At 71.5% G+C, this 24,996-nt stretch carries 18 protein-coding genes, 4 pseudogenes and 1 riboswitch; of the genes and pseudogenes, 9 read left to right on the plus strand and 13 right to left on the minus strand.

Annotated elements, in window-relative coordinates; translation table 11 throughout:
- Positions 1-6: 6 nt before the first annotated feature.
- The 10 genes and pseudogenes from cobI to OH768_RS40100 all read right to left on the minus strand — a co-directional run bounded on the left by cobI (position 7) and on the right by OH768_RS40100 (position 13,739).
- Entirely contained in the window at positions 7-759 is a 753-nt protein-coding gene (gene cobI, locus OH768_RS40055; protein ID WP_406461208.1) for a precorrin-2 C(20)-methyltransferase, read from the minus strand.
- Positions 756-2,255, minus strand: a complete 1,500-nt coding sequence (locus OH768_RS40060; RefSeq protein WP_406461210.1) for a cobyrinate a,c-diamide synthase — start codon at positions 2,253-2,255, stop codon at positions 756-758. The genes cobI and OH768_RS40060 overlap by 4 nt, the downstream gene beginning before the upstream one ends.
- Positions 2,255-2,854: a cob(I)yrinic acid a,c-diamide adenosyltransferase gene (gene cobO, locus OH768_RS40065; RefSeq protein WP_406461212.1), complete on the minus strand. Its 600-nt coding sequence runs from the start codon at positions 2,852-2,854 to the stop codon at positions 2,255-2,257. The genes OH768_RS40060 and cobO overlap by 1 nt, the downstream gene beginning before the upstream one ends.
- On the minus strand, positions 2,854-4,869 hold the full coding sequence (locus OH768_RS40070; protein WP_406461214.1) for a putative cobaltochelatase: 2,016 nt from the start codon (positions 4,867-4,869) through the stop codon (positions 2,854-2,856). Before OH768_RS40070 ends, cobO begins: the two co-directional genes overlap by 1 nt.
- Positions 4,866-8,528 (minus strand): cobaltochelatase subunit CobN, encoded by a 3,663-nt coding sequence (gene cobN / locus OH768_RS40075; RefSeq protein ID WP_406461216.1) that lies wholly within the window; start codon positions 8,526-8,528, stop codon positions 4,866-4,868. The genes OH768_RS40070 and cobN overlap by 4 nt, the downstream gene beginning before the upstream one ends.
- Positions 8,525-10,036, minus strand: a complete 1,512-nt coding sequence (locus OH768_RS40080) for a cobyric acid synthase (protein ID WP_406461218.1) — start codon at positions 10,034-10,036, stop codon at positions 8,525-8,527. Before OH768_RS40080 ends, cobN begins: the two co-directional genes overlap by 4 nt.
- Positions 10,033-10,974, minus strand: a complete 942-nt coding sequence (locus tag OH768_RS40085) for a cobalamin biosynthesis protein (RefSeq protein ID WP_406461220.1) — start codon at positions 10,972-10,974, stop codon at positions 10,033-10,035. Before OH768_RS40085 ends, OH768_RS40080 begins: the two co-directional genes overlap by 4 nt.
- A 99-nt stretch (positions 10,975-11,073) precedes the next feature.
- A riboswitch (cobalamin riboswitch) is annotated at positions 11,074-11,216 on the minus strand.
- Positions 11,217-11,349: 133 nt separating this feature from the next.
- On the minus strand, positions 11,350-11,571 hold the full coding sequence (locus tag OH768_RS40090) for a hypothetical protein (RefSeq protein WP_406461221.1): 222 nt from the start codon (positions 11,569-11,571) through the stop codon (positions 11,350-11,352).
- A gap of 36 nt (positions 11,572-11,607) precedes the next feature.
- Positions 11,608-12,867 carry an anion permease gene (locus OH768_RS40095; protein WP_406461223.1) on the minus strand — a complete coding sequence of 420 codons (1,260 nt, stop codon included), beginning with the start codon at positions 12,865-12,867 and terminating at the stop codon, positions 11,608-11,610.
- 98 nt (positions 12,868-12,965) lie between these two features.
- Positions 12,966-13,739: pseudogene (locus OH768_RS40100) on the minus strand (lysozyme).
- A 196-nt stretch (positions 13,740-13,935) separates the two neighbouring features.
- Between OH768_RS40100 and OH768_RS40105 the strand changes: the two are divergent.
- From OH768_RS40105 to OH768_RS40135, 7 genes are all read left to right on the plus strand, one after another.
- Positions 13,936-14,667, plus strand: a complete 732-nt coding sequence (locus tag OH768_RS40105) for a class II aldolase/adducin family protein (protein ID WP_406461225.1) — start codon at positions 13,936-13,938, stop codon at positions 14,665-14,667.
- Between the two features lie 67 nt (positions 14,668-14,734).
- Entirely contained in the window at positions 14,735-15,301 is a 567-nt protein-coding gene (locus OH768_RS40110) for a TetR/AcrR family transcriptional regulator (RefSeq protein ID WP_406461226.1), read from the plus strand.
- A 107-nt stretch (positions 15,302-15,408) separates the two neighbouring features.
- Positions 15,409-16,866, plus strand: coding sequence for an MFS transporter (locus OH768_RS40115; RefSeq protein WP_406461228.1), 1,458 nt, complete (start codon positions 15,409-15,411; stop codon positions 16,864-16,866).
- A 69-nt stretch (positions 16,867-16,935) separates the two neighbouring features.
- On the plus strand, positions 16,936-17,376 hold the full coding sequence (locus tag OH768_RS40120; RefSeq protein ID WP_406461229.1) for an SRPBCC family protein: 441 nt from the start codon (positions 16,936-16,938) through the stop codon (positions 17,374-17,376).
- Positions 17,377-17,432: 56 nt separating this feature from the next.
- Positions 17,433-18,809: a carotenoid oxygenase family protein gene (locus OH768_RS40125; RefSeq protein ID WP_406461231.1), complete on the plus strand. Its 1,377-nt coding sequence runs from the start codon at positions 17,433-17,435 to the stop codon at positions 18,807-18,809.
- A gap of 207 nt (positions 18,810-19,016) precedes the next feature.
- A complete protein-coding gene (locus OH768_RS40130; RefSeq protein WP_406461232.1) occupies positions 19,017-20,180 on the plus strand; it encodes an alpha/beta hydrolase family protein in 1,164 nt (387 codons plus the stop codon).
- 167 nt (positions 20,181-20,347) lie between these two features.
- Positions 20,348-21,751: a hypothetical protein gene (locus OH768_RS40135; RefSeq protein ID WP_406461234.1), complete on the plus strand. Its 1,404-nt coding sequence runs from the start codon at positions 20,348-20,350 to the stop codon at positions 21,749-21,751.
- 6 nt (positions 21,752-21,757) lie between these two features.
- Here the strand turns inward: OH768_RS40135 and OH768_RS40140 are convergent, their stop codons facing one another.
- Both OH768_RS40140 and OH768_RS40145 read right to left on the minus strand, forming a co-directional pair.
- Positions 21,758-22,183 (minus strand): VOC family protein, encoded by a 426-nt coding sequence (locus OH768_RS40140; RefSeq protein WP_406461236.1) that lies wholly within the window; start codon positions 22,181-22,183, stop codon positions 21,758-21,760.
- Positions 22,184-22,316: 133 nt separating this feature from the next.
- Positions 22,317-22,466: pseudogene (locus tag OH768_RS40145) on the minus strand (neutral zinc metallopeptidase); the annotation flags it as partial.
- Between OH768_RS40145 and OH768_RS40150 the strand changes: the two are divergent.
- A pseudogene (locus OH768_RS40150) lies at positions 22,459-22,824 on the plus strand (neutral zinc metallopeptidase); the annotation flags it as partial. The pseudogenes OH768_RS40145 and OH768_RS40150 overlap by 8 nt on opposite strands.
- A 37-nt stretch (positions 22,825-22,861) precedes the next feature.
- Here the strand turns inward: OH768_RS40150 and OH768_RS40155 are convergent.
- A pseudogene (locus tag OH768_RS40155) lies at positions 22,862-23,083 on the minus strand (hypothetical protein); the annotation flags it as partial.
- A 225-nt stretch (positions 23,084-23,308) separates the two neighbouring features.
- On the opposite strand from OH768_RS40155, the gene OH768_RS40160 reads away from it, so the two are divergent.
- Positions 23,309-24,907 (plus strand): ABC-F family ATP-binding cassette domain-containing protein, encoded by a 1,599-nt coding sequence (locus OH768_RS40160; RefSeq protein WP_019067438.1) that lies wholly within the window; start codon positions 23,309-23,311, stop codon positions 24,905-24,907.
- Positions 24,908-24,996 lie beyond the last annotated feature (89 nt).

Below are 24,996 nucleotides of genomic sequence, written 5' to 3' on the forward strand. Positions count from 1 at the left end.
GACCGGTCACAACTTCCCGCCCCGCCCGCCCTCGCGCCGCGCGGGGGCGATGAGCGTCGACAGATAGGGCAGCGGCTCCCCGTCCAGCTCGGCGGCCGGCCGGATCGACTCCTCGGGCAGCCCGAGCGCCGACCCCCACACCGCGTCCTCGATCCGCCCGGTCTCCCGCAGCGCCTCGGCGACCTCGCCCGCCTGCCGCCCGAACTTGTACGCCACGACCGTCCCCGGCCCGGCCAGCGCGTCCTTGAGCACGGCGGACCCGGCGGTCACGGGCACGAGTGTCAACGGCTCGGTCCCTTCCGTGAGTACGGCCCCGGAACGCGCGGCGAGATCCTGCATGGCGGTGATTCCGGGCACGGTCTCGACCACGACTCCCGGCACCAACTCCCCGATGGTCAGGGCGAGATAGGTGAAGGTGGAGTAGACGTTCGGGTCCCCGATGGTGGCGAACGCGACGACCCCGTGCGCGGCGAGCAACTCGGCGACCTTCGCCCCCGCCGCATCCCAGGCGGCCTCGCGCCGGGCCCGGTCGGTCCGCTCGTTGAGCGCGAACACGACCCGGAGGACCTTCTCCTCCGGCACGTAGTGCAGCACGGTCGCTTCGGCACGCCCCCGCTCCCCGCCATCTTTTCCATCGGACGCAGCCATCACAGGCACCACGACGACATCGGCGGCGCGCAGAGCGTTGACGCCCTTGACGGTCACCAGCTCCGGATCGCCGGGACCCACCCCGACTCCGATCAACTTGCTGTTGCTCATGACGTCCGGCACCTCTCCACGAACCGACGGGCCACACCGGGCTCGGCCGCCCAGTGCGTGTGCAGATAACTCGCGTGCACACCCTGTTGTACGAAACCTTCGACCCGCCGCTCGGGAGCGCGTACCCCCCAGGCGGGAGCCGCCCCCGAGCAGGGCTCGACGACGGTCCGGTGGAACTCGTGCCCGCGCATCCGCGTCCCGGCCACGGCCAGCACACTGTCGCTCAGCGCGACGGCGTCCCGATACCCCAGGGTCAGCCGTTCGCTCATCCGCGCGGTGGCGTCGAGCACCCCGCACATCGGCAGACCGTCCAACTCTCGGCACAGATACAGCAGTCCGGCACACTCGGCGGCCACGGGGGCCCCGTTCTCGGCGAGCGCGCCAACGGCCTTGCGCAACGGCTCGTTCGCCGACAACTCGGCGGCGTACACCTCGGGGAACCCGCCTCCGATGACCAACCCGCGTGTCCCGTCCGGCAGTTGTTCATCGTGGAGGGGATCGAATGGGACGACCTCGGCACCGGCCGCAGTGAGGAGCTCGGTGTGCTCGGCATAGGAGAAGGTGAAGGCGGGGCCACCGGCGACGGCAACCTTCACTTTTGAGTTCGGGCGGGCAAAATCAGCCCGTCCGGCGTTTGAGGACGAGGCCCTTTCGGGGCCGAAGCGGGGGTCTGGGGGCGCAGCCCCCAGGGACGATGGGGGTCCCCCCGCTCGAGCGAAGCCGAGAGTGGGGGAGGGAAGGGGCGGCGGGGGCGAAGAATCCAGGACCTCAGCCGCATCCCAAGCCGCACAGGACAACGCACCGGCACTGCGCGCCAGCGCAAGCAATGCCTCCAGATCACACCCGGCGTCGACCTGCGCCCCCATCGCCGCAACAGCCTCCACCGCCGCAGCCCGCCGCTCGGCGACCGGCACCAACCCCAGATGCCGCGACGGCGTATCCACCTGCGGCACCCGCCGCAGCACACCCAGCACCGGTACCCCGGCAGCGTCCAACGCCTCCCGCAGCAACGCCTCATGCCGGTCCGACGCCACCTTGTTGAGGACCACGCCCCCGACCCGCACCTCCGGATCCCAGGACGCGAACCCGTGCACCAGCGCGGCGACGGACCAGGACTGCGAGGACGCGTCGACCACGAGCACGACCGGTGCCCGCAGCAGCTTCGCCACGTGGGCCGTGGACGCCAACTCCCCTTCGCCCGCGGCCCCGTCGTACATCCCCATCACACCCTCGACGACGGCGAGATCACACCCGCGTGCCCCGTGCGCGAACAGCGGACCGATCAACTCCGGCCCGCACAGGTACGCGTCGAGGTTCCGCCCCACCCGCCCGGTGGCGAGCGCGTGGTACCCGGGGTCGATGTAGTCCGGCCCGACCTTGTGCGGGGAAACGGCGAGCCCCCGCGCGGCGAACGCGGCCATCAGCCCCGTGGCGACGGTGGTCTTGCCGCTGCCCGAAGAGGGCGCGGCAATGACCAGCCGAGGCACAGAAGACATCACCACTCGATACCCCGCTGGCCCTTCTGACCGGCGTCCATCGGGTGCTTGACCTTCGACATGTCGGTCACGAGATCGGCGAAGTCGACGAGCTTCTCCGGCGCGTTCCGCCCGGTGATGACCACGTGCTGCGTGCCCGGACGGTCCCGCAGCACGGAGATCACCTCGTCCGTGTCGACCCAGCCCCAGTGCATCGGGTACGCGAACTCGTCGAGCACGTACAGCTGGTACGTCTCGGCGGCGAGATCCCGCTTGACCTGCTCCCAGCCCTCGCGCGCCTTCTCCTCGTTGTCCATCTGGGAGTCGCGCTGCACCCAGGACCAGCCCTCGCCCATCTTGTGCCAGTCGACGGACCCGCCCTCGCCGGAAGCACCCAGCACCCGAAGGGCGTTCTCCTCGCCGACCTTCCACTTCGCCGACTTGACGAACTGGAACACCCCGATCGGCCACCCCTGGTTCCAGGCGCGCAAGGCAAGCCCGAAAGCGGCGGTGGACTTGCCCTTGCCGATGCCGGTGTGCACGACGACGAGCGGCCGGTTGCGGCGCTGACGGGTCGTCAGTCCGTCGTCCGGTACGACACTTGGCTGCCCCTGCGGCATTACGCGGCCCTCCTCTGTACGTCCTTGACCAGCCCGGCGATCGAGTCGGCCCGCAACTCGTCGAGTGTGACCGCCGTGCCGTCCAGCTCACCGGCCAACTGCCGGGCCAGGCCCAGCCGTACGGGCCCCGACTCGCAGTCCACGACCACGGAGGCGACCCCGTCGGCCGCGAACAGCCGCGCTGCCCGCCCGGCCAGCGCGACCGGCTCGGGCCCACCGGTGGCCCGCCCGTCGGTCACCACGACCACCAGCGCCCGCCGCGCGGGATCCCGCAACCGCTCCACCCGCAGCACGTCACGCGCCTTGAGCAGTCCGGCCGCGAGCGGCGTCCGCCCTCCGGTCGGCAACGACTCCAGCCGTACGGCGGCGGCGTCCACGGAGGAGGTCGGCGGCAGGGCGACATCGGCGGCGGACCCGCGGAAGGTCACCAGACCTACCTTGTCCCGCCGTTGATACGCGTCGAGCAGCAGCGACAGTACGGCGCCCTTCACCGCGCTCATCCGCTGCCGGGCCGCCATCGACCCGGAGGCGTCCACGACGAACAGCACGAGGTTGCCCTCACGCCCCTCCCGCGTCGCCTGCCGCAGATCGTCCCGGCGCACGACCAGCCCGCGCCCGGCCCTGCCACGCGCCAGCTGATGCGGAGCCGCCGCCTGCACGGTCGCCGCCAAGTGCAGCTTGGTGAGCGCCCCTTGGGGCCGCCGGGCCCCGGTGGTCCGCCCGTGCTCGGTCCGCGCCCGCGAACGCCGCCCGGCGGCACCCTCACCGATCCCGGGCACGCTCAACGCCTTGGTGCGGAAGGGCTCGGAGGCGCGTACGGGCTGCTGCTCACCGGAACCGGAAGGCTGCGGCTCCCCGCCCTCGCCGGCTTCCGGCTGTGCACCGGTGTCACCGCCCTGAGGACCGTCCGAGTCATCCTCGGGCGACTGCCCACCGCCGCCACCCGGGCCGTCGGGACCGTCCGGCCCCGGATCATCATCTTCGGGCGTCTGCTCCTGCTCCTGCTCGGCGAACTCCTCCAGCGTGTCGTCGAGCTTGTTCTCGTCAAGTCCCGGCGCGTCGAAGGGATTTCGCCTCCTGCGGTGCGGCAGCGCGAGCAGCGCGGCCTGCCGTACGTCCTCGGCGAGTACGTCGGTCCGCCCGGCCCAGGCGGCCAGCGCGGTCGCGGTCCGTGCCATCACGATGTCGGCGCGCATACCGTCCACCTCGAAAGCGGCACAGGTCGCCGCGATCTGCCGCAGCGCCCCGTCGCCCAGCCGCACGGACGGCAACAGCGCACGCGCGGCGATGATCCGGGCCCGTACGGAGGACTCCTCGTCCGCCCAGCGCTCGGTGAAACCGGCCGGATCGTCGTCGTAGGCGAGCCTGCGCCGCACGACCTCGACCCGCTGGTCGGGCTCCCGGGAGGCGGCGACCTCCACAGTGAGGCCGAAGCGGTCGAGCAACTGGGGGCGCAGTTCGCCCTCTTCGGGGTTCATCGTGCCGACGAGCAGGAAGCGCGCGGCGTGCCGGACGGAGACGCCCTCGCGTTCGACGTACGACGCGCCCATCGCCGCCGCGTCCAGCAGCAGGTCGACCAGGTGGTCGTGGAGGAGGTTGACCTCGTCGACGTAGAGGATGCCCCGGTGCGCGTCGGCGAGCAGGCCGGGCTCGAAGGCCTTGACGCCCTCGGCGAGGGCCCGCTCGATGTCGAGCGCGCCGACGAGCCGGTCCTCGGAAGCGCCGACCGGCAACTCGACCATGCGGGCGGGGCGTTGGGTCCCGGGTCCGGTCTTGTGCGGGCCGTCCGGGCAGGCCGGGTCGGGTGCGGCGGGGTCGCAGGAGAAGCGGCAGCCGGGGACGACGGCGACCTCCGGCAGGAGCGCCGAAAGGGCACGCACGGCCGTCGACTTGGCGGTGCCCTTCTCGCCGCGTACCAGCACACCGCCGACCGCCGGCGACACCGCGTTCAGCAGCAGCGCGAGCCGCAGGTCGTCCTGGCCGACAACGGCCGTGAACGGAAAGGGAGTTGTCACTGGTCGTCGCCCTCCAGGTCGCCTTCGAGCTCCAGATAGGTGGCCCGCAGTCTCTCCAGCGTGTCCGCGTCCGGCTCGGCCCACAGACCGCGCTCGGCGGCTTCGAGGAGCCGTTCGGTGATGCCGCGCAGCGCCCACGGGTTGGACTTCTTCATGAAGTCCCGGTTCTCCGGGTCGAAGACGTACTCGGCGCTGAGCTTCTCGTACATCCAGTCGTCGACGACCCCGGCCGTCGCGTCGTAGCCGAAGAGGTAGTCGACGGTCGCCGCCATCTCGAAGGCGCCCTTGTAGCCGTGCCGGCGCATCGCGGCCATCCAGCGGGGGTTGACGACCCGCGCGCGGAAGACCCGGTGCGTCTCCTCGCCCAGCGTGCGGGTCTTGACCTGGTCCGGGGTCGCGGAGTCGCCGACGTACGCCTCGGGGGAGGCGCCGGTCAGGTGGCGGACCATGGCGACCATGCCGCCGTGGTACTGGAAGTAGTCGTCCGCGTCGACGAGATCGTGCTCGCGGGTGTCGACGTTCTTGGCCGCTACGGCAATTCGCCGGAACGCGGTTTCCATGTCCCCGCGCGCCGCCCGCCCGTCGAGACCGCGCCCGTAGGCGTACCCGCCCCACACCGCGTACACCTCGGCGAGGTCCGCGTCGCTGCGCCAGTTGCGCGCGTCGATCAGCGGCAGCAGTCCGGCGCCGTACGCGCCCGGCTTGGAGCCGAAGATACGGGCCGTGGCCCGGCGCCGGTCGCCGTGCTCGGCGGTGTCCTCGTCGGCGTGCGCGCGGACGTAGTTGGACTCGGGGGGTTCGGGCAGGTCGGCCACGGCCCGTACCGCGTCGTCGATCAGCCCGACGACGTGCGGGAACGCGTCCCGGAAGAAGCCGGAGATCCGCACCGTGACATCGATGCGCGGCCGGCCCAGCTCCGTGACAGGCACGATCTCGAAGCCGGTCACCCGGCGCGAGGCGTCGTCCCAGACCGGACGGCAGCCCAGCAGCGCGAGGATCTCGGCGATGTCGTCGCCCTGGGTGCGCATCGCCGACGTACCCCACACCGTGAGGCCGACGGATTTGGGGAACTCGCCGTTGTCCTGGAGGTACCGCTGCACGAGCGAGTCCGCCAGCGCCTGCCCGACCTCCCAACTCAGCCTGGACGGAATGGCCTTGGGGTCGACGGAGTAGAAGTTCCGGCCGGTCGGCAGGACGTTGACCAACCCCCGGGTCGGGGAGCCCGAGGGGCCCGCCGGGACGTAACCCCCGTCGAGCGCGAGGAGGATGTGGTCGATCTCGTCGGTGGTGCGGGCGAGGCGGGGGACCACCTCGTCGCAGGCGAACTCCAACACCGCTACGCAGTCCGGGAGTTCGGCGCCGATGACGGCACGCACGAGCGCCGGGACGGTCGTGACGTCCCACTCCTGGGCCTCCATGCCCTCCGCGAACCGGCGGCACAGCTGCTCCAGCAGATCGATCGCGTCGGCGGCCGAACGGGCCGGTCCCTCGACGAGATCCGTCAGCTCCACCGGCACCTTCACGGGAGCGCCGGGCTCGGCCAGCAACTCCTTCTCGACCAGCCCGAAATGCTCGGCCAGTGAGGCCCGCAGACCCGGCAGCGCGTTGGCCTGCCCGCCCCACACCTGCGAGGCGCGCAGCACGGCCAGCACGAGGTTCACACGAGCCTCACCGACCGGGCCGCCGCCGAGGATGTGCAGCCCGTCGCGGATCTGCACGTCCTTGATCTCGCACAGATAGCCGTCGATGTGCATCACGAACTCGTCGAACGCGGCGTCGTCCGGCTGGTCGTCCACATGCAGGTCGTGGTGCAGCTCGGCCGCCTTCACCAGCGTCCAGATCTGCGCGCGCACGGCCGGTGCCTTCGTCGGGTCCAGGTCGGACACCAGGGCGTACTCGTCGAGGAGTTGCTCCAGCTTCGCCAGGTCGCCGTACGTGTCGGCACGCGCCATCGGTGGCACCAGGTGGTCGACGACCGTGGCGTGCCCGCGCCGCTTGGCCTGGGTGCCCTCGCCCGGGTCGTTCACGATGAACGGGTAGATCAGGGGGAGTTCACCGAGTACGGCGTCGGGCGCGCAGCCGCTGCTGAGCCCAAGTCCCTTGCCCGGCAGCCATTCCATGGTGCCGTGCTTGCCCATGTGGACGATCGCGTCCGCGCCGAAGCTGTTGTCCAGCCAGCGGTAGGCGGCCATGTAGTGGTGCGACGGCGGCATGTCGGGGTCGTGGTAGATCGCGATCGGGTTCTCGCCGAAGCCGCGCGGCGGCTGGATCATGACCACGACGTTCCCGAACTGGAGGGACGCGAGCACGATGTCGTCGCCGTCGACGTAGAGGCTGCCCGGCGGCTCGCCCCACGCGTCCAACATGCCCTGCCTGAGGTCGGGTTCGAGCTTGTCGAACCATGCCCGGTAGTCGGCGAGCGGTACCCGCGCGGGCGCGGCGGCCAACTGCTCCTCGGTGAGCCATTCGACGTCGTGGCCACCGGCGTTGATGAGCCGGTGGATCAACTCGTCCCCGTTGTCGGGGTGTTCGTCGACCCCGTACCCGGCGTCCCGCAGCGCGTCCAGCACCCGGATCGCCGAAGCGGGCGTGTCAAGACCGACCGCGTTGCCGACCCGCGAGTGCTTCGTCGGGTAGGCGGTGAAGACGAGCGCGAGCTTCTTCTCGGCGTTCGGCTTGTGCTTCAACTTCGCGTGCCGTACCGCGATTCCGGCCACCCGCGCGGCCCGCTCGGGGTCGGCGACGTAGACCGGGACGTCGGCTCCATCGTCGTCGACCCGCTCCTTGAAGGAGAAGGGGACCGTGATCAGCCGGCCGTCGAACTCGGGGATCGCGACCTGCATCGCCGCGTCCATGGGGGAGAGGGCGGCGTCGGACTCGTCCCAGGCGGCCCTGGACGACGTAAGGCAAAGTCCTTGCAGCACGGGCACGTTGAGGTCGGCGAGCGCGCCGATGTCCCAGGCCTCCTCGTCGCCGCCGGCCGAGGCCTGCGAGGCGTGCGTACCGCCCGCGGCGAGGACGGTGGCGATCAGCGCGTCCGCCTTGCCGAGGATCTCGTACAGCCGGGAGTCGGCACCGCGCAGCGAACCGCAGTACACGGCAAGGGCGTTGGCGCCCTTCGCCTCGATCCGGTCGCACAGGGTGTCGACGAAGGCGGTGTTGCCGGAGAGGTGATGTGCCCGGTAGAAGAGCACGCCGACGGTCGGGCGGCCCTCGACGAAGGCACGCTCGCCGTGGACGCCGAACTCGGGCATCTTCTGCGGCGCTTCGAAGCCCTCGCCCGTGAGCAGCACGGTGTCGGAGAGGAAGCGGGCGAGTTCGGTGAGGTTGTCAGGACCGCCCTCGACGAGATAGCGCAGCGCCTCGGCCACCACACCGGCCGGTACCGACGACTCGGCCATCAACTCGGCGTCCGGGACGGACTCTCCGCCCAGCAGCACGGTCGGGATGCCCGAGGCCTTGAGCGCGGCGAGCCCGTCCTCCCAGGCCCGCTTGCCGCCGAGCAGCCGTACGACGGCGATGTCCGAGCCCGCGATGAGCGCGGGCAGCTCCTCGCCGGCGTCCACGCGGGACGGGTTGCCGATCCGGTACCCGGCGCCGGAGGCACGCGCCGCCAGCAGATCCGTGTCGGCGGTCGACAACAACAACACTGTGCTCATGCGGGCGCTCCCGGTGGAATGAAAGGCAGTCCTTGTGGCGCGCCGGACTCGATGAGCCGCCACAGCGCGTCCGTGTCCGCGTGCTGTTCGATGAGGTCGCCGAGCCGGTCGAGCTGCTCCTCGCGCAGCGCGGCGAACGAGGTGTCGGCGGCCGGCACGAACCGGCGGCCCGCCGCGGCGGCCACCTTGCGCAGGAACGCCCGCCGGAACCCGTCCGACTCCAGCGAGCCGTGCCAGTGGGTGCCCCAGGTCTGGCCGACCCGGCAGCCGTCCAAGAAGGGCTCACCGCCGCTGAGTTGGGCGACACCGTGATGGATCTCGTACCCTTCGACCCGCTCGCCGAGGGCTTCGCCCACGGGTCGGGTGAGGGTCTTCTCGCGCGCGAAGCGCACGCGCAGGGGGAGTACTCCGAGCCCGTCGACCGATCCCCGCCGGCTCTCGACCTCGTCCTCGATGTGCTCGCCGAGGATCTGGAAGCCGCCGCAGACGCCGAGAATCGGCCGCTGTTCGGCGGCCCTGCGGACGAGGGCGTCGGCGAGGCCGCGCTCCCGCAGCCACTCCAGCGCCTGCACCGTCCCCCGGGTCCCCGGGATCACGACGAGGTCGGCGTCGGCCAACTCCTCCGGCCGGTCCACGAACCGCACCACGACGCCCGGTTCGGCGGCCAGCGCGTCCACGTCCGTGAAGTTGGACATGAGGGGGATCGCGCAGACCGCGACCCGCAGCACGTCCTCGCCGGCCGGCGGCGCGGTGTTCGACTCGCGGACGGTCCCGCGCAGCGAGATGTGCAGCCCGTCCTCCTCGTCGATCCCGAGCCCGTGCTGGAACGGCAGCACGCCGTACGTCCGCCGTCCGGTGAGGCCGTACAGCATCTCCAACCCCGGCTCCAGGAGCGACACATCGCCCCGGAACTTGTTGACGAGGAACCCGGCGACGAACGCCTGATCCTCCGGCGACAGCAGCGCCACGGTTCCGAAGAAGGAGGCGAAGACGCCGCCGCGGTCGATGTCGCCGACCACGAGCACGGGCAGCTGTGCGTTGCGTGCGATGCCCATGTTCACGATGTCGGTCCGCCGCAGATTGATCTCGGCTGGACTGCCGGCCCCCTCACAGATCACCGCGTCATACGTGCCCCGCAACTCGGCGAGACAGTCCAGCACGGTGCCGAGCAACTGCTCCTGCCGCCCGCCGTGATAGCCGCGCGCGCTCATCTCACCAACAGGCTTGCCCATGAGCACGACCTGACTGGTGCGGTCGCCGCCCGGCTTGAGGAGGACGGGATTCATCAGCGCGGTCGGCTCGATGCGGCAGGCCTGCGCCTGCATGGCCTGCGCCCGCCCGATCTCGGCACCTTCGCGCGTGACGAACGAGTTGAGGGACATGTTCTGCGCCTTGAACGGCGCGACCTTCACGCCCTGCCGCACCAGCCACCGGCAGATCCCGGCGGTGACGACGCTCTTCCCGGCGTCCGAGGTGGTGCCCGCGACCAACAGCCCGCCGCCGCTCATGACTTCCGTCCCTTCACCAGCAGCCGGCCGGCGACACTGACCCCGAGCGCGAGCCAGCCGACGCGCCGGGACAGCCGTACGGCCCGATCGATGTCCGGTACGGCGACGGCGCGTCCGGCACCGTTCAGCACGGGCCGGTGCTCGACCCGGCCGCCGTAGGAGAGCGTCCCGCCCAGTCGCACGCCGAGTGCGCCCGCGAAGGAGGCCTCCACGGGACCGGCGTTGGGGCTCGGGTGCTTGGGGGCGTCGGTGCGCCAGGCGCGCACCGCTCCGCGCGGGTCGCCGCCCGCGACGGTCGCGAGGACGGCGGTGAGGCGGGCGCCCGGCCAGCCGGCGAGGTCGTCGAGGCGGGCCGAAGCCCAGCCGTAGCGGCGGTACTTGGCCGACTTGTGGCCGACCATGGCGTCCAGGGTGTTCACGGCCCGGAAGCCGAGCAGACCCGGGACACCCGCGATGCCGCCCCACACCAGGGCGCCCACCACCGCGTCGGAGGTGTTCTCGGCGACGGACTCGACGACGGCCCGGGCGATGCCGTCGGCGTCGAGGGCCTGCGGGTCCCGGCCGCAGAGGTGCGGCAGGCGTGCCCGCGCGGCCTCGATGTCACCGGCCTCCAGTGCCCGCCCGATGACCCCGGCCTCGCGCGCGAGGGAGGTCCCGCCGACGACCGCCCAGGTGGCGGCGGCGGTGAGGGCGGCAGAGGCCGTACGGGACGGTCGTAGGGCCGAAGTCGCTACGGCGGCGAGAGAGACGGTGGCGCCCACGCACACGGCGGTGTGCAGGGCGCCCCAGCCTCGGTGGTCGCGCCACAGGAGCTGTTCCACGGCACCGGCGGCGCGGCCGAACGCGGCGACCGGATGCCCGCGGCGGGGATCGCCGAGCAGGTGGTCGCCGAGAAGTCCGGCGGCGGCGCCGTACGCGAAGACGCGATCGGCACGCATCGGCTCAGCCGGTCGCTGAGTCGGACACTGCGCTGGTACGGGACCTCGAACGGCAGCCGAGCATGGCGATATGTCCTCACTCAGGGTGTCCACGCCCTGGTTCGACGAGACCGGCGGTGAGAGTTCCTGGCTCCCGGGGTTGTCTACCCCGGTGACAGTGGCGGGACCGCGCCGGATTCGCACCGGCTTCCTCTCCTGCCGCCGTACATGGCTCCGGCAGTCCACCACGGGGTTGGAAGGGGCGTCAACTTGCTGTTGACCTGCGGGGGAGGAGTGTGCTGATGCCCACACGCGGGTCGTCGAAGGAGCACGCGAGCGTGGGGTGCGGGACGGTGATCCGTCCCGCACCCCACGCTCGGTCCAACTGGCGGCCGGTCAGGCCACGATGATGTAGATCCCGTACGCCACCGCCGCCGCGCAGGCCGCGAAGCAGGCGTAGGCGCCGGTCAGGGCGAGGTTCGCGGAGTCGCCCTGGACGGTGGCCCGTTCGCGGCGCGAGAGGGCGGTGATGCCGAGGGTGAAGACGGCCACCAGGGCGACGGTGACCACGAGGCTGACGCCGAAGACGGAGCCGAGGGCTGCCCAGTCGATGTGCATGCTTCTACTTCCTTCTTGATGACCGGGTGCTCGGGCTCAGACCGCGGCGGCCGGCGGGGTCGCCGGGTCGGACTTCACGACGGGGGCCGGGGTCACGGGCGGCGAGGGGATCGTCGCCGTGAGGCCCTCGGAGAGGGCGACCGACGGGGGCGGGGTGACGGCGGCGATCGCGGCGGTGACCACGCCGGCCGGCTCCTCGAACTCGTTGACGTTCGAGGCGTCGACCACCTGGCGGCGGGACACGATCCAGATCGCGGTGCTGGAGGCGATCAGGAAGACGGCCACCAGCGCGGTGCCCCAGTCGCCGAGGTCGGTCACCGACTCGGCGAGCGCGCCGACCAGCGCGGCGGCCGGCAGCGTCAGACCCCAGGCGACGAACATCCGGGTGGCGGTCGACCAGCGGACGACCCCGCCCTTGCGGCCCAGGCCCGCACCCATCACGGAACCGGAGACGGCGTGCGTGGTGGAGAGGGAGAAGCCGATGTGCGAGGAGGCCAGGATGACCGCGGCGGCGCTGGTCTGGGCGGCGAAGCCCTGCTGCGGCCGGAGGTCGGTCAGGCCCTTGCCCATGGTGCGGATGATGCGCCAGCCGCCAATGTAGGTGCCCATCGCGATGGCGAGGCCCGCGGAGAGGATGACCCAGGTGGGCGGGTCCGAGTCGGGGGCGATGGAGCCGCCGGCGATCAGGGCGAGGGTGATGATGCCCATCGTCTTCTGCGCGTCGTTCGTGCCGTGGGCCAGCGAGACCAGGCCGGCCGAGGCGATCTGGCCGACGCGGAAGCCCTTGTCGGCGGCCTTGCCGTCCGAGTTCCGGCTGAGCGCGTACGAGAACCTGGTGGCCAGCATCGCCGCGACGCCCGCGACGATCGGGGCGGCGACCGCGGGCAGCAGCACCTTGGTGACCAGGACGTCGCCGTGGACCGCGCCGGTGCCGGCCGAGGCGATGGTGGCGCCGATCAGACCGCCCATGAGGGCGTGCGAGGAACTGGACGGCAGGCCGACGAGCCAGGTCACCAGGTTCCAGAGGATCGCGCCGACCAGGGCGGCGAAGATGACCTCGGGACGGATGCCGCTCTCGTCGACAAGACCCTTGGAGATCGTGTTGGCGACCTCTACGGAGAGAAAAGCGCCCACCAGGTTGAGGGTGGCCGACATGGCCACCGCGACCTTGGGCTTGAGCGCACCGGTCGAGATGGTGGTGGCCATCGCGTTGGCGGTGTCGTGGAAACCGTTCGTGAAATCGAACGCGAGTGCGGTGACCACCACAATCGCGAGAATCAGCGAGAAGCTTTCCATTTACCCAGGCAATCGTTCGAGGTCGTTGGCGCGTTGACCGTAGGCAACCTGAATGAACGGAAGATGAACTGAGGGGGTCTCTGAAGTGTCTGTACAGCCTAGTAACCCCTGGCGAACTTCTTCAGTTGGCTCAAGGACCCGTTGAAGAGATTCTGATCCCCCGGCAGGCTGCCGCTGTTGTCGTACTGCCAGAAGGTCCAGTACGACCAGCCGGCGGGCAGTGAGCCCGCGTCCGCCGACTCGTGGCGGGCGATCCACAGCGCGTGTGTCGAGGCCAGGGCGGTGCTGCTGCCCGTGCAGGTGTTCCATCAGTGGGCGGTCGTGTAGATCACCGGGCGGCGGCCCGTCTCGCGCCTCACCTCGGCGCTGAAGGCCTTGATCCAGCCGACCGTCTTCGCCTTGCTCAGGCCGTAGCAGCCGTGCTTCTTGTCGTACGGGTTGTATTCGATGTCGAGCGCCGGCGGCAGCGTCCAGCCGTCCGCCCTCCAGCCGCCGCCGTGCGCCACGAAGTAGCCGGCCTGGGCCGCGCCCGACGACTTGTCCGGGAGCGCGAAGTGGTAGGCGCCCCGGATGATGCCGGCGGCGCGGGCGCCGTTGTACTGCCGGCCGAAGTAGGGGCTGACGTAGTTGGTGGACTCGGTCGCCTTGACGTAGACGAAGGTGGCGCCCTGCGCCTTCGCGCTCGGCCAGTCGACGTTCTTCTGGTGCGAGGAGACGTCGTGGCCCTTGGCGGGGCTCGCGGCGGCGGCCGGGATCTCGACGAGTGCGACTCCGGCGACGGCGAGCGCGGTCACGGAGGCCGCGGTGAGGCGGGCGCGGTGACGGGTGCCGTGGTGCGTGCGACGGCGGGACGGTTTGCGATCACGGGCCATGTTTCCCCCGGGAATGGCGGCGTGCACGACAAATCCCCCAGAGGCCATTGGAGGATCTGTCGATGCCGATCGGTCTCCGGCCAAGCGGCTTGAGTGGGCGTTACGTGCCCATATGTACTCTTTCGGATGTGCGGCTTCCGGCTTAAAGTGCCCTCGCCCGAGCGCGTGTTGGGGAACCGGCTGGCAGGATCGCGGCATGGCTGAGCGGCGGCGGGACGAGCGGGGCGGACGGGATGTCGGGGAGGGCGCACAGGCTGTGGGGGAGCCGTGGCGGAGGCGTGTGCGCCCTGAGGAGGCGCACGCCTGGGACGAACTCGTCGTAACGGCCCGCCGGACGGTGTCCGACGGCCTGGTGGTCGGCACCTCCGGGAACGTCTCGGTGCGCGTCGGCGACATCGTCCTGGTCACACCCTCGGGCGTCCCTTACGACCGGCTCACACCCGACGACACCGTCGGCGTCGACATCGAGGGCCGACAGGTCCTCGGCACCCTCCTCCCGACGAGCGAACTGCCCATGCATCTCGCCGTCTACCGCAACACCGACGCCCAGGCCGTCGTCCACACCCACGCCGTCCACGCGACGGCCGTCTCGACCCTCGTCCCCGAACTCCCCTCGATCCACTACATGTCCGGCGCCCTCGGCGGCCCGGTCCGGGTTGCCCCGTATGCGACATACGGCACCGAGGAGTTGGCCGAGAACATGCTCCAGGCCCTCGCCGACCGCTCCGCCTGCCTCCTCCAGAACCACGGCACGATCGCCTACGGCACCTCCCTGGACCAGGCGTTCGACCGCACGGCCCAGCTGGAGTGGATGTGCCGGTTGTGGCTGACGGCGTCGTCGGTACCGGGGCTGTCGCCGACGCTGTTGTCGGGGGAGCAGGTGGCGGAGGCGGGGGAGCGGTTGCGGGGGTATGGGCAGCGGGGGTGAGGGGATCGGGGGTGTCGACAGTGGTGAGTGCGTTGACACGGAAAAGTGTGAGTGGTTGAGTACTCACATGAAGAGCGAACGGCCCCGCCAGTTGTCCACCGCCGAGGAGCGCCGCGAGACGGTGCTGCGCACCGCCATCGGTGCCTTCGCGGCGCGTGGCTACTGGGGCACCACCACCACCGAGGTCGCGAAGGCGGCCGGCATCTCGCAGGCCTACGTCTACCGCCTGTTCCCGAACAAGGAACTACTGTTCACCGCGGTCGTCGAGTACTGCTTCGTGCAGGTGCGGGCCAGTCTGGAGCGGGCGGCGTCCGAGGCGAAGGGCAGCTCCGCCGAGGTGGTGCTGGAGGCCATGGGCGACAGCTACGCCCAGCTGATCAGCGACAACGATCTGATGCTGATCCAACTGCATGCCCAGGCCGCGGCTGTCTCCGAACCGGCGGTGCGGGAGGTGGTCCGGCAGGGCTACGCCCGTCTGGTGGAGTACGTCCGCGGCGCCTCGGGCGGTACCGAGACGCAGGTCCAGGAGTTCTTCGCGTGCGGCATGCTGTGCCACCTCATCGTCTCCATGGGAGCCGATGAGGTGGATGCTCCGTGGATTCGAACGCTGTCCAGGGGGATCACGCACTACTGACACCCGGTGTGACCGGGTAACCAGGCCTTCGGGTCTGTGGGCGGGGCATGCGGCCCCGCCATTTCTCAGCCGTTTTTTGTGAGTGGTTGACCACACAGGAGGATGCCGTGAGGATCACGGAAAGCATTCGCAGCCCCCGCGCGGCGCTCGCGGCCCTGGCGGGAGCGCAGTTCACCGTCATGCTCGCCACCTCGATCGTGAACGTGGCCCTGCCCCAGATCCGCGCCGGTGTCGGGCTGTCGGACAGCGGTACGACCTGGGTGGTCAACGCCTACGGGCTGGCCTTCGGCGCGCTGCTGCTGACCGGCGGAAGAACGGCCGACCTCCTCGGCCGACGCCGTGTGCTGCTCGCCGGACTCGCCGTGTTCGGGGCCGCCTCGCTGGCCGCCGGGCTGGCCACCTCGTCCCCGGTCCTGATCGCGGCCCGCGCGGTACAGGGTCTGGGCGCGGCGGCGATCGCCCCGGCCGCGCTGGCCCTGGTGATGGACCTGTTCCCACCAGGACCCGGGCGGGGCAGGGCACTTGGCGTGTGGGGCGCGGTGTCCGGTGCGGGCGGCGCGGCCGGAGTCCTGCTCGGCGGGGTCCTCACCCAGGCATGGGGCTGGCAGTGGATCTTCTACGCGGTCGCCGTCGGCTCGTGCCTGATCCTGACCGGCGTCGCCGTCAGCGTGCCACGGCCCCCGGTCTCCGAGCGCGGCCGGTTCGACCTGCTCGGCACCGTCACCGTGACCCTCGCGCTGACCGCCCTCGTGTGGGGCCTGACCACCTCCCGCCGCTCGGGCTGGACGGACACCACCGTCCTGGGAGCCTTCGCCGTCACCGCCGTACTGGGGGCCGCGTTCGTCCTCGTAGAGCGGCGCCATCCGAATCCACTGCTGCCGCCGCGCCTGTTCCGCGCCGGCCGAGTCACCGTCGGCAACGCGCTGATGGCGCTGCTCGGCTCGGTGTGGATCGCCCTCTTCTTCTTCCTGCCGCTCTATCAGCAGCAAGTCCTCGGCTCCAGCCCCCTGGTCACCGGCCTGGGTCAACTCCCGCTCGCCGCGGCCAACATGCTCGGCTCCACGCTCGCCTCGCGGATCTCCCGCCGGATCGGTGCCGTGGCGACCGTGACCGGCGCGCTGCTGACCGAGGCGGCCGGACTGCTGTGGCTGTCCGGGATCAGTGCCCACGGCGGCTACCTCACCGACGTCCTCGGCCCCAGCATCCTCGTCGGACTGGGCCTGAGCATCGCCTTCGTCCAGCTCACCGCCCTGTCCGTGGAGGGCGTCGCCCGGCGGGACTCCGGGCTGGCCGGCGGTCTGGTGAACACCTCGCGGCAGGTCGGCGGCGCCATCGGCCTCGCCGTCCTGGCCACCCTCGCGGGTACCACCACCGCCCACGCGGCCGTTCATCAGTCGCAGGTGGAAGCGCTCACCGTCGGCTACCGCACCGCCTTCGGTGTCTCCTCCGCCGTCCTGGCCGCGACCGCTGTCCTCGCCGCCCTCCTGACCCGACGTGGCCGCACGGCGGACGGGGAGACCCGGTCGGGCGCCGACGCCGCCCCGTCCACCGCCCGCACCCGCTGAACCACCGTCAGTCCACCTGATCCACCTCATCCACCTGATCCACCCGATGCATCGAGAGGAAGAAACGACATGTTCACCATCGACGAGACAGCCCCCGTCGTCGTCCGCCTGTCCACCACGATCGACGCCCCGCTGGAGCGGGTCTGGGACCTGCACACCGACATCGACTCCTGGGCGAGCTGGAACGCGGACGTCGACCGGGCCACCCTCAACGGCCCCCTGCTGCCCGGTACTTCCTTCACCTGGAAGACCCACGGCCTGGACATCACCTCCACCGTCCGCGAACTGATATCCGGCGAGCGGATCGTGTGGGCCGGCCCCGCGAACGGCATCGACGGCGTCCATGTGTGGACCTTCGAGCACTCCGGCGACCAGGTCACCGTCCACACCGAGGAGTCCTGGAGCGGCGCCCCCGTCGACGCCGCGGTCGCCGAGCTCGGCCAGGCCCTGCGCGACTCCCTGACCGCCTGGCTCGCCGCCCTCAAGTCCCGTGCGGAGCAGGACAACTGACACGCCGTCATCCAAGTCCAGCCGTCATCGCACGTCCGAAAAGAGAGGTTCCAGCCATGAACACCACCGACAACAAGCCCTATCTGACCGGCCACTACACCCCGACCGTCGACGAGATCACCGCCACCGACCTGACCGTCGAGGGCTCCCTGCCGCCGGAGTTGACCGGCCGGCTGATCCGCAACAGCCACAACCCCAAGCCCGGCGTCACCCCCACCCACTGGTTCAAGGGCAGCGGCATGGTCCACGGCATCCGGCTGCGGGCGGGCCGCGCCGAGTGGTACCGCAACCGCTGGGTGCGCACCCCCGCCCTGGACGGCGCCCCCTACATGACCGAGCACGGCCCGGACCTGACGGCCAGCCCCGCCGGCACCCATGTCATCGAGCACGCCGGACGCCTGCTGGCGCTGTGCGAGGCCAACTTCCCCTTCGAACTCACCCGGGACCTCGACACGGTCGGCGCGCACGACTTCGGCGGCAAGCTGCGCAGCGCGATGACCGCGCACCCCAAGACCGACCCGGTCACCGGCGAACTGCACTTCTTCGGCTCCTCGCCGTTCCCGCCGTACCTGATGTACTACGTCGCCGACGCCAAGGGGCACATCACGCACAGTGCCGAGATCCCGGGCGCCACCGCCTCCCTCAAGCACGACTTCGCCATCACCCGCCACCACGTGGTCTTCGTCGAGGGCACCGTCACCTTCGACCCCGGCGAGCACTCCGGCATCCCGTACAGCTGGAACGACGCGCAGCCGGCGCGGATCGGCGTCATGCCGCGCGGCCCGCAGGGCGCGGCGAAGATCCGCTGGTTCTCCATAGAGCCGGGCAACATGCTGCACGCCGCAAACGCCTACGAGGACGCCCAGGGCCGCATCGTCCTTGAGGGCCCGGCCGTGGACCGGGAGGGTTTCCAGCTCTCCTGGAACTGGTGGGTCGGCGCCCCCGGCCGCGGCACCGAGCCCAACACCCGCTCCTACACCCGCCGTTGGGTCGTCGACCTGACCGCCGGCAGCGTCGACGAGCAGATCATCGACGACCTCGCCGTCGAATTCCCCACCCTCAACGAGGAGTTCCTCGGCGCCGAGCACCGCTACCAGTACGCGGTCTCCTTCCCCGACCAGGAGGGCTACGGCGGCTACGGCATCGTCAAGTACGACCGCGCGACCGGCGCCCGCAGCATCCACCAGGCAGGCGACGCCCGGCTGCCCAGCGAGGCCGTGTTCGTCCCCGCCGCGGGCGCCACCCGCGAGGACGACGGCTACCTGCTCACCGTCGTCTCCGACCTCAAGCAGAACGCCTCCCAGCTCCTCGTCCTGGACGCCTCCGGTCTCGACCGGATCGCGACCGTCCACCTCCCGCACCGGGTCACCGGCGGCATCCACGGCTCCTGGATCCCCGACAGCGACCTGGACGGCACCGGCAGCGACAACTGAGGCGAGAGCTGACGCTGCGGCTGTGTCCCCGGGGGAGTGCCTCCGGGGACACAGCCGTGTCCCCGGCCCGGCTGCGCTCTCCCATCGGTCGCCCCTCTCGCCGATCGCCCTCGCTCCACACCACCGAAACCGCCCCACCCACCACCCCGAGCCCATCCGATCCCTCTTCGGCTGGCCGGTGACCGGGTCCCCCGGGACACTGGTCCCGTGCACACAGTCAAAGCGACGGCCGCGGCCGTCTCCGTGGCCCTCGCGGCCGGTGCGGTGGGCGTCGCCGCCGGCCGGTACGCCAGCGACGCCGCGCTGAAGGCACCGCCCGGCCGCCCCCTGCCGACCGAACCACGGCTCACGGTGCACGCCACCGCCGCCGGACAGATCACCCTCACCCGGGACCTGGCCTCCCTGCGCCCCGGCACCTACGGCCTCGCCGGTGACGGCTCCCACGCGGTCGTCGGCCCCGTGATCGACACAGCGCCCCTCCCCCGGTCTCGGCTTCGCCCGACCGGGGGGACCCCCATCGCCCACACCGTCGTACGCCGCCTCGAACGCGTCACCCACGGCACCCTGCACCCCCGCGACAAGGTGTGGCTCACCCCGAACCTCCACATCGGCAACCCGAGCGCCGCCCTCGGCCTCGACCACGCCGACATCGACATCCCCGGCGAACTCGGCTCCCTGCCCGCCTGGTTCGTACCCGGCGCGCGCAGCACCTGGGTGATCGCGGTGCACGGCCTGGCCGCCACCCGCGAACTCGCCCTGAACGTCATGGAGTTCCTGCACCGCAACCGCTTCCCGGTACTCGCCCCCGCCTACCGCGGCGACCTCGGCGCGCCCCGCAACCCCGACGGCCTGGGCCACCTCGGCGAGACCGAGTGGCGCGACCTGGATGCCGCGATCCGCTACGCCGTGCGCTACGGCGCCGAGCACGTCGTCCTGTACGGCTGGTCCACCGGCGCCACCATGGCGCTGCGCGCCGCCGCCCACTCCGGGATGCGCGACCGCGTCTCCGGCCTGGTGCTGGACTCGCCGGTGCTCGACTGGGAGACGACGCTGCGCGCCCTCGCCACCGCCCGGCACACCCCGGGCGCGCTGCTGCCGCTCGCGGTCCGCGCCGCCCAGGGCCGCACCGGTCTGCACGGCGACCGCATCGCCGAGGCCGCCGATCCCGCCCGGCTCAAGGTGCCGACCCTGATCTTCCACGGCCCCGACGACACCGTCGCCCCCTGGTCCCTCTCCCGCCGCTTCGCCGCCCGGCGCCCCGACCTGATCACCCTCCAGCCGGTCGCCCGGGCACCGCACAGCGCCATGTGGAACGCCGACCCGGCCGCCTACGAGGAGATCCTGCGCCGCTTCCTGACTCCGCTGATGTGACCCCGGCCCACTCACCGGCCCGCCCCCTCCGACCTTCCGTTTAGCCCTGTACCACTGGCCTGAACCCGGTCCCCAGCAGCCAGCGGGACCCCCTGCCTTGGCCCTCCCCGTCGCCCGCCGTGACATTCCGTTTGGGTTTTCGGACCGTCAACCGGAAGACTGCACCCGTGACGTCCCGTATCCCGCGCGACTCCAGGCTTCGACTCGTCCGCCCGCGACCCCTGGCCGCCGCCCCCCGAGCGATGAACCAGCGGCGCTCGCGCCGCCCCGCACCCCGTCCTCCGGAGGGCACACCGGCCCCCGCGGAACTGGCCAGAATGGCACGCTCCGGCCTGGCCGGCGCGGCCCGCGTCGCCCACTGGGCCGACGCCGCACTACGCCCCGGCCGTGACGGCGCGAGCCCCGACGGCAAAGGCACCCTCTCCGAAGCGACCGCCGAACTCGCGGCCGAGGATCTGGGCCTGACCGCGGCTCAGGTCCGTGCCGACTGGGACACCGCCCGCCTCGCCGGCCTCGTCGAGGTGCACGGCGACAGCGCCCGCCCCGGCTGGCGGCTGCGCGCCTGGGACCGCGACGACAGCGCCGTACTGCGCGGCTGGGTCGCCCTCTTCGACGCCTGGTCGCTCGCCCACCCGGAACCCCGGGAGTACGAGCCCTCCGCCGTCGCCGAGGTCGTCTCGGCCATGCCGCAGGTGCTCTCCTTCCTCCAGCTGTCCGCCGGGCCCGTCCCCGTCGCCCAGCTCCTCGACCTCCTCGGCCAACGCGTCACCGAACTGCGCACCGAGCGCTGCGAGATCCCCTACGGCCCGCAGCCCGAACCGGTCCAGCAGCCCCCGGCCGACGGCGAGACCCCTCTCGACGCCCTCCTCGACTGGGCCCTGCACGCCCTCGCCTCCGTAGGTGCCCTCACCTACGGCGACGCCCAGGCCACCCTCACCCCGCTCGGCAGCTGGGCGGTCTGGGTCAAGCTGGAGCAGATCTGCGTGGCCGCGCAGAGCCCCGCCGGGAACATCGAGCAGTCCGCTGAGGACATGCTCCGCGGCTGCTCCCAGCTCCGCCCGAACGCCGCCCGCGCCGAGTACCGCGCCTGGCTCGCCGCCCGCACCGTGGGCAGCGCGGTCGGCCAGCTGATCGACGCCGCCCGCGGCGAGGACGCCCTGCTGCGCGGCCTCGCCTTCGAGGCGCTCCGCGTCGTCGGCGCCCCCGCCGAGCCCGACGTCCGCGCGGCGGTGGGCGAGGCGACGCTGCGGCCGTACGCCCTGCTGTGGCTCGCGGAGCACGACGGGATCGACCCGGAGGACGCCCACGAGGTCCTCACCCGCGAGGAGGCCACCTGGATGTGGGTCGACACCGCAGCCGCGGTCGCCGATCACGGGGAGGCCCCGCTCCTCGTGCGCCACCTGGAGTCCGCGATCCAGCCGACCGTCCCCATGCTCCTCGACGAGGTGCGCGCCGTAGGGCACCCGCGCACCGTGCAGGTCCTGGTCGCGCTCGCCGCGGCCCACCCCGACCCGGCGCTCGCCAAGGCCGTGCGCCGGGCTGCCTTCCAGGTGCACACAGGGGGCAGTTAGGCCGGGTCAGGCACCTGTCGCCCCGGGTATCTCCGGGGCGTAGGTACCGAAGCTCCAGATGTTGCCCTCGATGTCCCGGGCCATGTAGTCCCGTGATCCGTACTCCTGGTCCGTCGGGGGCATCAGGATCTCCGCGCCGTGCTCCACGGCCCGTCGGTGGTGGGCGTCGACGTCGTCCACGACGAGGTACACCCCGGCGGGTCCCGCGCTCTTCATCGCCTCGTCGAAACGCCCGCCCCGGCCCTTGGAGCCGAGCATCACCGCGCCGTTGCCCTGCACCAGCTCGGCGTGCATCACCGAGCCGTCCTCGCCCTCGTACACCGCGAGTCCGGTGAAGCCGAAGGCCTCCGTGAGCTGCCGGATCGCCGCCTTCGCGTCCGTGTACAGCAGGGACGGGTAGATGCTGGGACGCCCGCTGTCCTTGGCTGTCATGCCGATCACTCCCTTGTGCGTCGGGTGTTGTCTGGTGCCGTGCGCTTTCGCTGTCTTTCCGCCGCTTCGATCGCTTTCGACGAGTCTTGCACCCGCCACTGACAACGCCCCGCGAACCGGCACCACGGGGCCGTCAGCGGAAGGTGTCGCACTGCGCCATGTCCCCGGTCCGGTAGCCCTGGTAGAACCACTGCTGCCGCTGCGCCGCCGACCCGTGCGTCCAGGTCTCCGGTGTGACCCGGCCCTGGAATCGCTCCTGGATCCGGTCGTCGCCCGGGACGGCGACCTCGGCGGTGGGGCCGTTCTACTGTCCCGGCGACCGCAAGGTCTATCTGGACCTGGGGTTCTTCGACGAGCTTCGGACGAAGTTCGGCTCCAGTGGCGGCCCGTTCGCGCAGGCGTATGTCGTGGCCCACGATTACGGGCACCATGTGCAGGACCTGATGGGCACCCTTGGCCGGTCGCAGGACGGGCGGACCGGTGCGAACAGCAACGCGGTGAAAGTGGAGTTGCAGGCGGACTGCTACGCGGGCGTGTGGGCGCATCACGCCACGACCACGAAGGACGAGCCGACCGGGCGGCCGCTGATCACCAGCCTCACGGAGGCCGACATCCGGGACGGCCTGGACGCGGCGGTGGCGACCTGCCCGCTGAAGAAGACCGTGGGGGACCGGGTGTGCTCGACTGCACCTGGGCCAGTGAGGACGCGGTCGCCACCGGTGAGTCGCTGCCCGACGACAACCCCAGGTTGTCGGTGCCGACGCCGAAGAAGAGCCCCAGGAGTAGTGCGATCAGCCCCGCGAGGCCCCCGCCCACGGTCGCGCGCCCGCCGGGAATCCGGCTGCCGCGCACGTCCTGCACCTCGGAGGTGTCCAGATCGGCATCGTCGTCGAACTGCATGGGCCCCGCTCTCCGCGCGTGTGGCCCCCTGGCGCCCATCCTCGCCCGCCGCCCGCGCGGGGCCGAACGGGGGACGCCCCTGGTGGCGCCGAACACACCCGCGCACCGGAAAAACGCTTGCATTGCCCCGTTAGACTTGGCCCATGGCCATTCTCCTCGCGCATTAGACGGCGGGAACGTCCTCAGCCGCCCCTTCCGCCTACGACCCCGCTCTGGAGTCTGACCGTGATCTCCGCCTCCGGTATCGAGCTGCGCGCCGGTGCCCGCGTCCTCATCGAGTCCGCGACCTTCCGCATCGCCAAGGGCGACCGCATCGGTCTGGTCGGCCGCAACGGCGCCGGCAAGACCACCCTGACCAAGGTCCTGGCCGGCGAGGGCCAGCCCGCCGGCGGCACCGTCACCCGCTCCGGCGAGGTCGGCTACCTCCCGCAGGACCCCCGCACCGGCGACCTCGACGTGCTCGCCAGCGACCGCATCCTCTCCGCGCGCGGCCTGGACACCCTGATCCGCAAGATGCGGGAGAACGAACAGCGCATCGCCAACGGCAGCGGCGCCACCCGCGACAAGGCCATGCGCCAGTACGAGCGCCAGGAGACCGAGTTCCTCACCAAGGGCGGCTACTCCGCCGAGGCCGAGGCCGCCACCATCGCCGCCGCGCTGAACCTGCCCGACCGCGTGCTCGGCCAGCCCCTGCACACGCTCTCCGGCGGTCAGCGCCGCCGTATCGAGCTGGCCCGCATCCTGTTCTCGGACGCGGACACGCTCCTGCTCGACGAGCCGACGAACCACCTCGACGCCGACTCGATCGTCTGGCTGCGCGACTACCTGAAGACGTACCGCGGCGGCTTCATCGTGATCTCCCACGACGCCGACCTCGTGGAGACCGTCGTGAACAAGGTGTTCTATCTGGACGCCAACCGCGCCCAGATCGACGTCTACAACATGGGCTGGAAGCTCTACCAGCAGCAGCGCGAGGCCGACGAGAAGCGCCGCAAGCGCGAGCGGCAGAACGCCGAGAAGAAGGCCGCCGCCCTGCACTCGCAGGCCGACAAGATGCGCGCCAAGGCCACCAAGACGGTCGCCGCGCAGAACATGGCCAAGCGCGCCGACCGGCTGCTCGCCGGGCTGGAGGCGGTGCGGGTCTCCGACAAGGTCGCCAAGCTGCGCTTCCCGGAGCCCTCGCCCTGCGGCAAGACCCCGCTCATGGCGGAGGGCCTGTCGAAGTCGTACGGCTCCCTGGAGATCTTCACCGACGTCGACCTGGCCATCGACAAGGGCTCGCGTGTCGTCATCCTCGGCCTGAACGGCGCCGGCAAGACGACCCTCCTGAAGCTCCTCGGCGGTGTCGAGGAACCGGACACCGGCGAGGTCATCCCGGGCCACGGCCTCAAGCTCGGCTACTACGCGCAGGAGCACGAGACCCTCGACCCGGAGCGCACGGTCCTGGAGAACATGCGCTCCGCCGCTCCCGACCTGGACCTGGTCGAGGTCCGCAAGACGCTCGGCTCCTTCCTGTTCTCGGGCGACGACGTCGACAAGCCCGCCGGGGTCCTCTCCGGCGGCGAGAAGACCCGCCTCGCGCTCGCCACCCTGGTCGTGTCCTCGGCGAACGTCCTCCTCCTGGACGAGCCGACGAACAACCTCGACCTGGCCAGCCGTGCGGAGATCCTCGGGGCGCTGCGCACCTACAAGGGCGCCGTCGTTCTCGTCACCCACGACGAGGGCGCGGTGGAGGCGCTGCAGCCGGAGCGGATCATCCTGCTGCCGGACGGCGTCGAGGACCTGTGGGGCGCGGACTACGCGGATCTCGTCGCCCTGGCCTGATCGAACCGGCTTGATCGAATGCTTGATCAACGGCGTATGGATCATTCGGCCTACCGGTGATCCATCATCTGTGTGAGATCTCCTCGTAC

Source organism: Streptomyces sp. NBC_01622 (genome assembly GCF_045209635.1).
In the GTDB taxonomy this organism is placed as follows: domain Bacteria; phylum Actinomycetota; class Actinomycetes; order Streptomycetales; family Streptomycetaceae; genus Streptomyces.

What these genes read in the sequence shown, in the direction of transcription:
- OH768_RS40095 (WP_406461223.1), bottom strand. Translation starts at nt 12,867, where the DNA reads ATGGAAAGCTTCTCGCTGATTCTCGCGATTGTGGTGGTCACCGCACTC.
- OH768_RS40080 (WP_406461218.1), bottom strand. Translation starts at nt 10,036, where the DNA reads ATGAGCGGCGGCGGGCTGTTGGTCGCGGGCACCACCTCGGACGCCGGG.
- OH768_RS40125 (WP_406461231.1), top strand. Translation starts at nt 17,433, where the DNA reads ATGAACACCACCGACAACAAGCCCTATCTGACCGGCCACTACACCCCG.
- OH768_RS40110 (WP_406461226.1), top strand. Translation starts at nt 14,735, where the DNA reads ATGAAGAGCGAACGGCCCCGCCAGTTGTCCACCGCCGAGGAGCGCCGC.
- OH768_RS40120 (WP_406461229.1), top strand. Translation starts at nt 16,936, where the DNA reads ATGTTCACCATCGACGAGACAGCCCCCGTCGTCGTCCGCCTGTCCACC.
- OH768_RS40090 (WP_406461221.1), bottom strand. Translation starts at nt 11,571, where the DNA reads ATGCACATCGACTGGGCAGCCCTCGGCTCCGTCTTCGGCGTCAGCCTC.
- cobN (WP_406461216.1), bottom strand. Translation starts at nt 8,528, where the DNA reads ATGAGCACAGTGTTGTTGTTGTCGACCGCCGACACGGATCTGCTGGCG.
- OH768_RS40105 (WP_406461225.1), top strand. Translation starts at nt 13,936, where the DNA reads ATGGCTGAGCGGCGGCGGGACGAGCGGGGCGGACGGGATGTCGGGGAG.
- OH768_RS40085 (WP_406461220.1), bottom strand. Translation starts at nt 10,974, where the DNA reads ATGCGTGCCGATCGCGTCTTCGCGTACGGCGCCGCCGCCGGACTTCTC.
- cobI (WP_406461208.1), bottom strand. Translation starts at nt 759, where the DNA reads ATGAGCAACAGCAAGTTGATCGGAGTCGGGGTGGGTCCCGGCGATCCG.
- OH768_RS40060 (WP_406461210.1), bottom strand. Translation starts at nt 2,255, where the DNA reads ATGTCTTCTGTGCCTCGGCTGGTCATTGCCGCGCCCTCTTCGGGCAGC.
- cobO (WP_406461212.1), bottom strand. Translation starts at nt 2,854, where the DNA reads ATGCCGCAGGGGCAGCCAAGTGTCGTACCGGACGACGGACTGACGACC.
- OH768_RS40140 (WP_406461236.1), bottom strand. Translation starts at nt 22,183, where the DNA reads ATGACAGCCAAGGACAGCGGGCGTCCCAGCATCTACCCGTCCCTGCTG.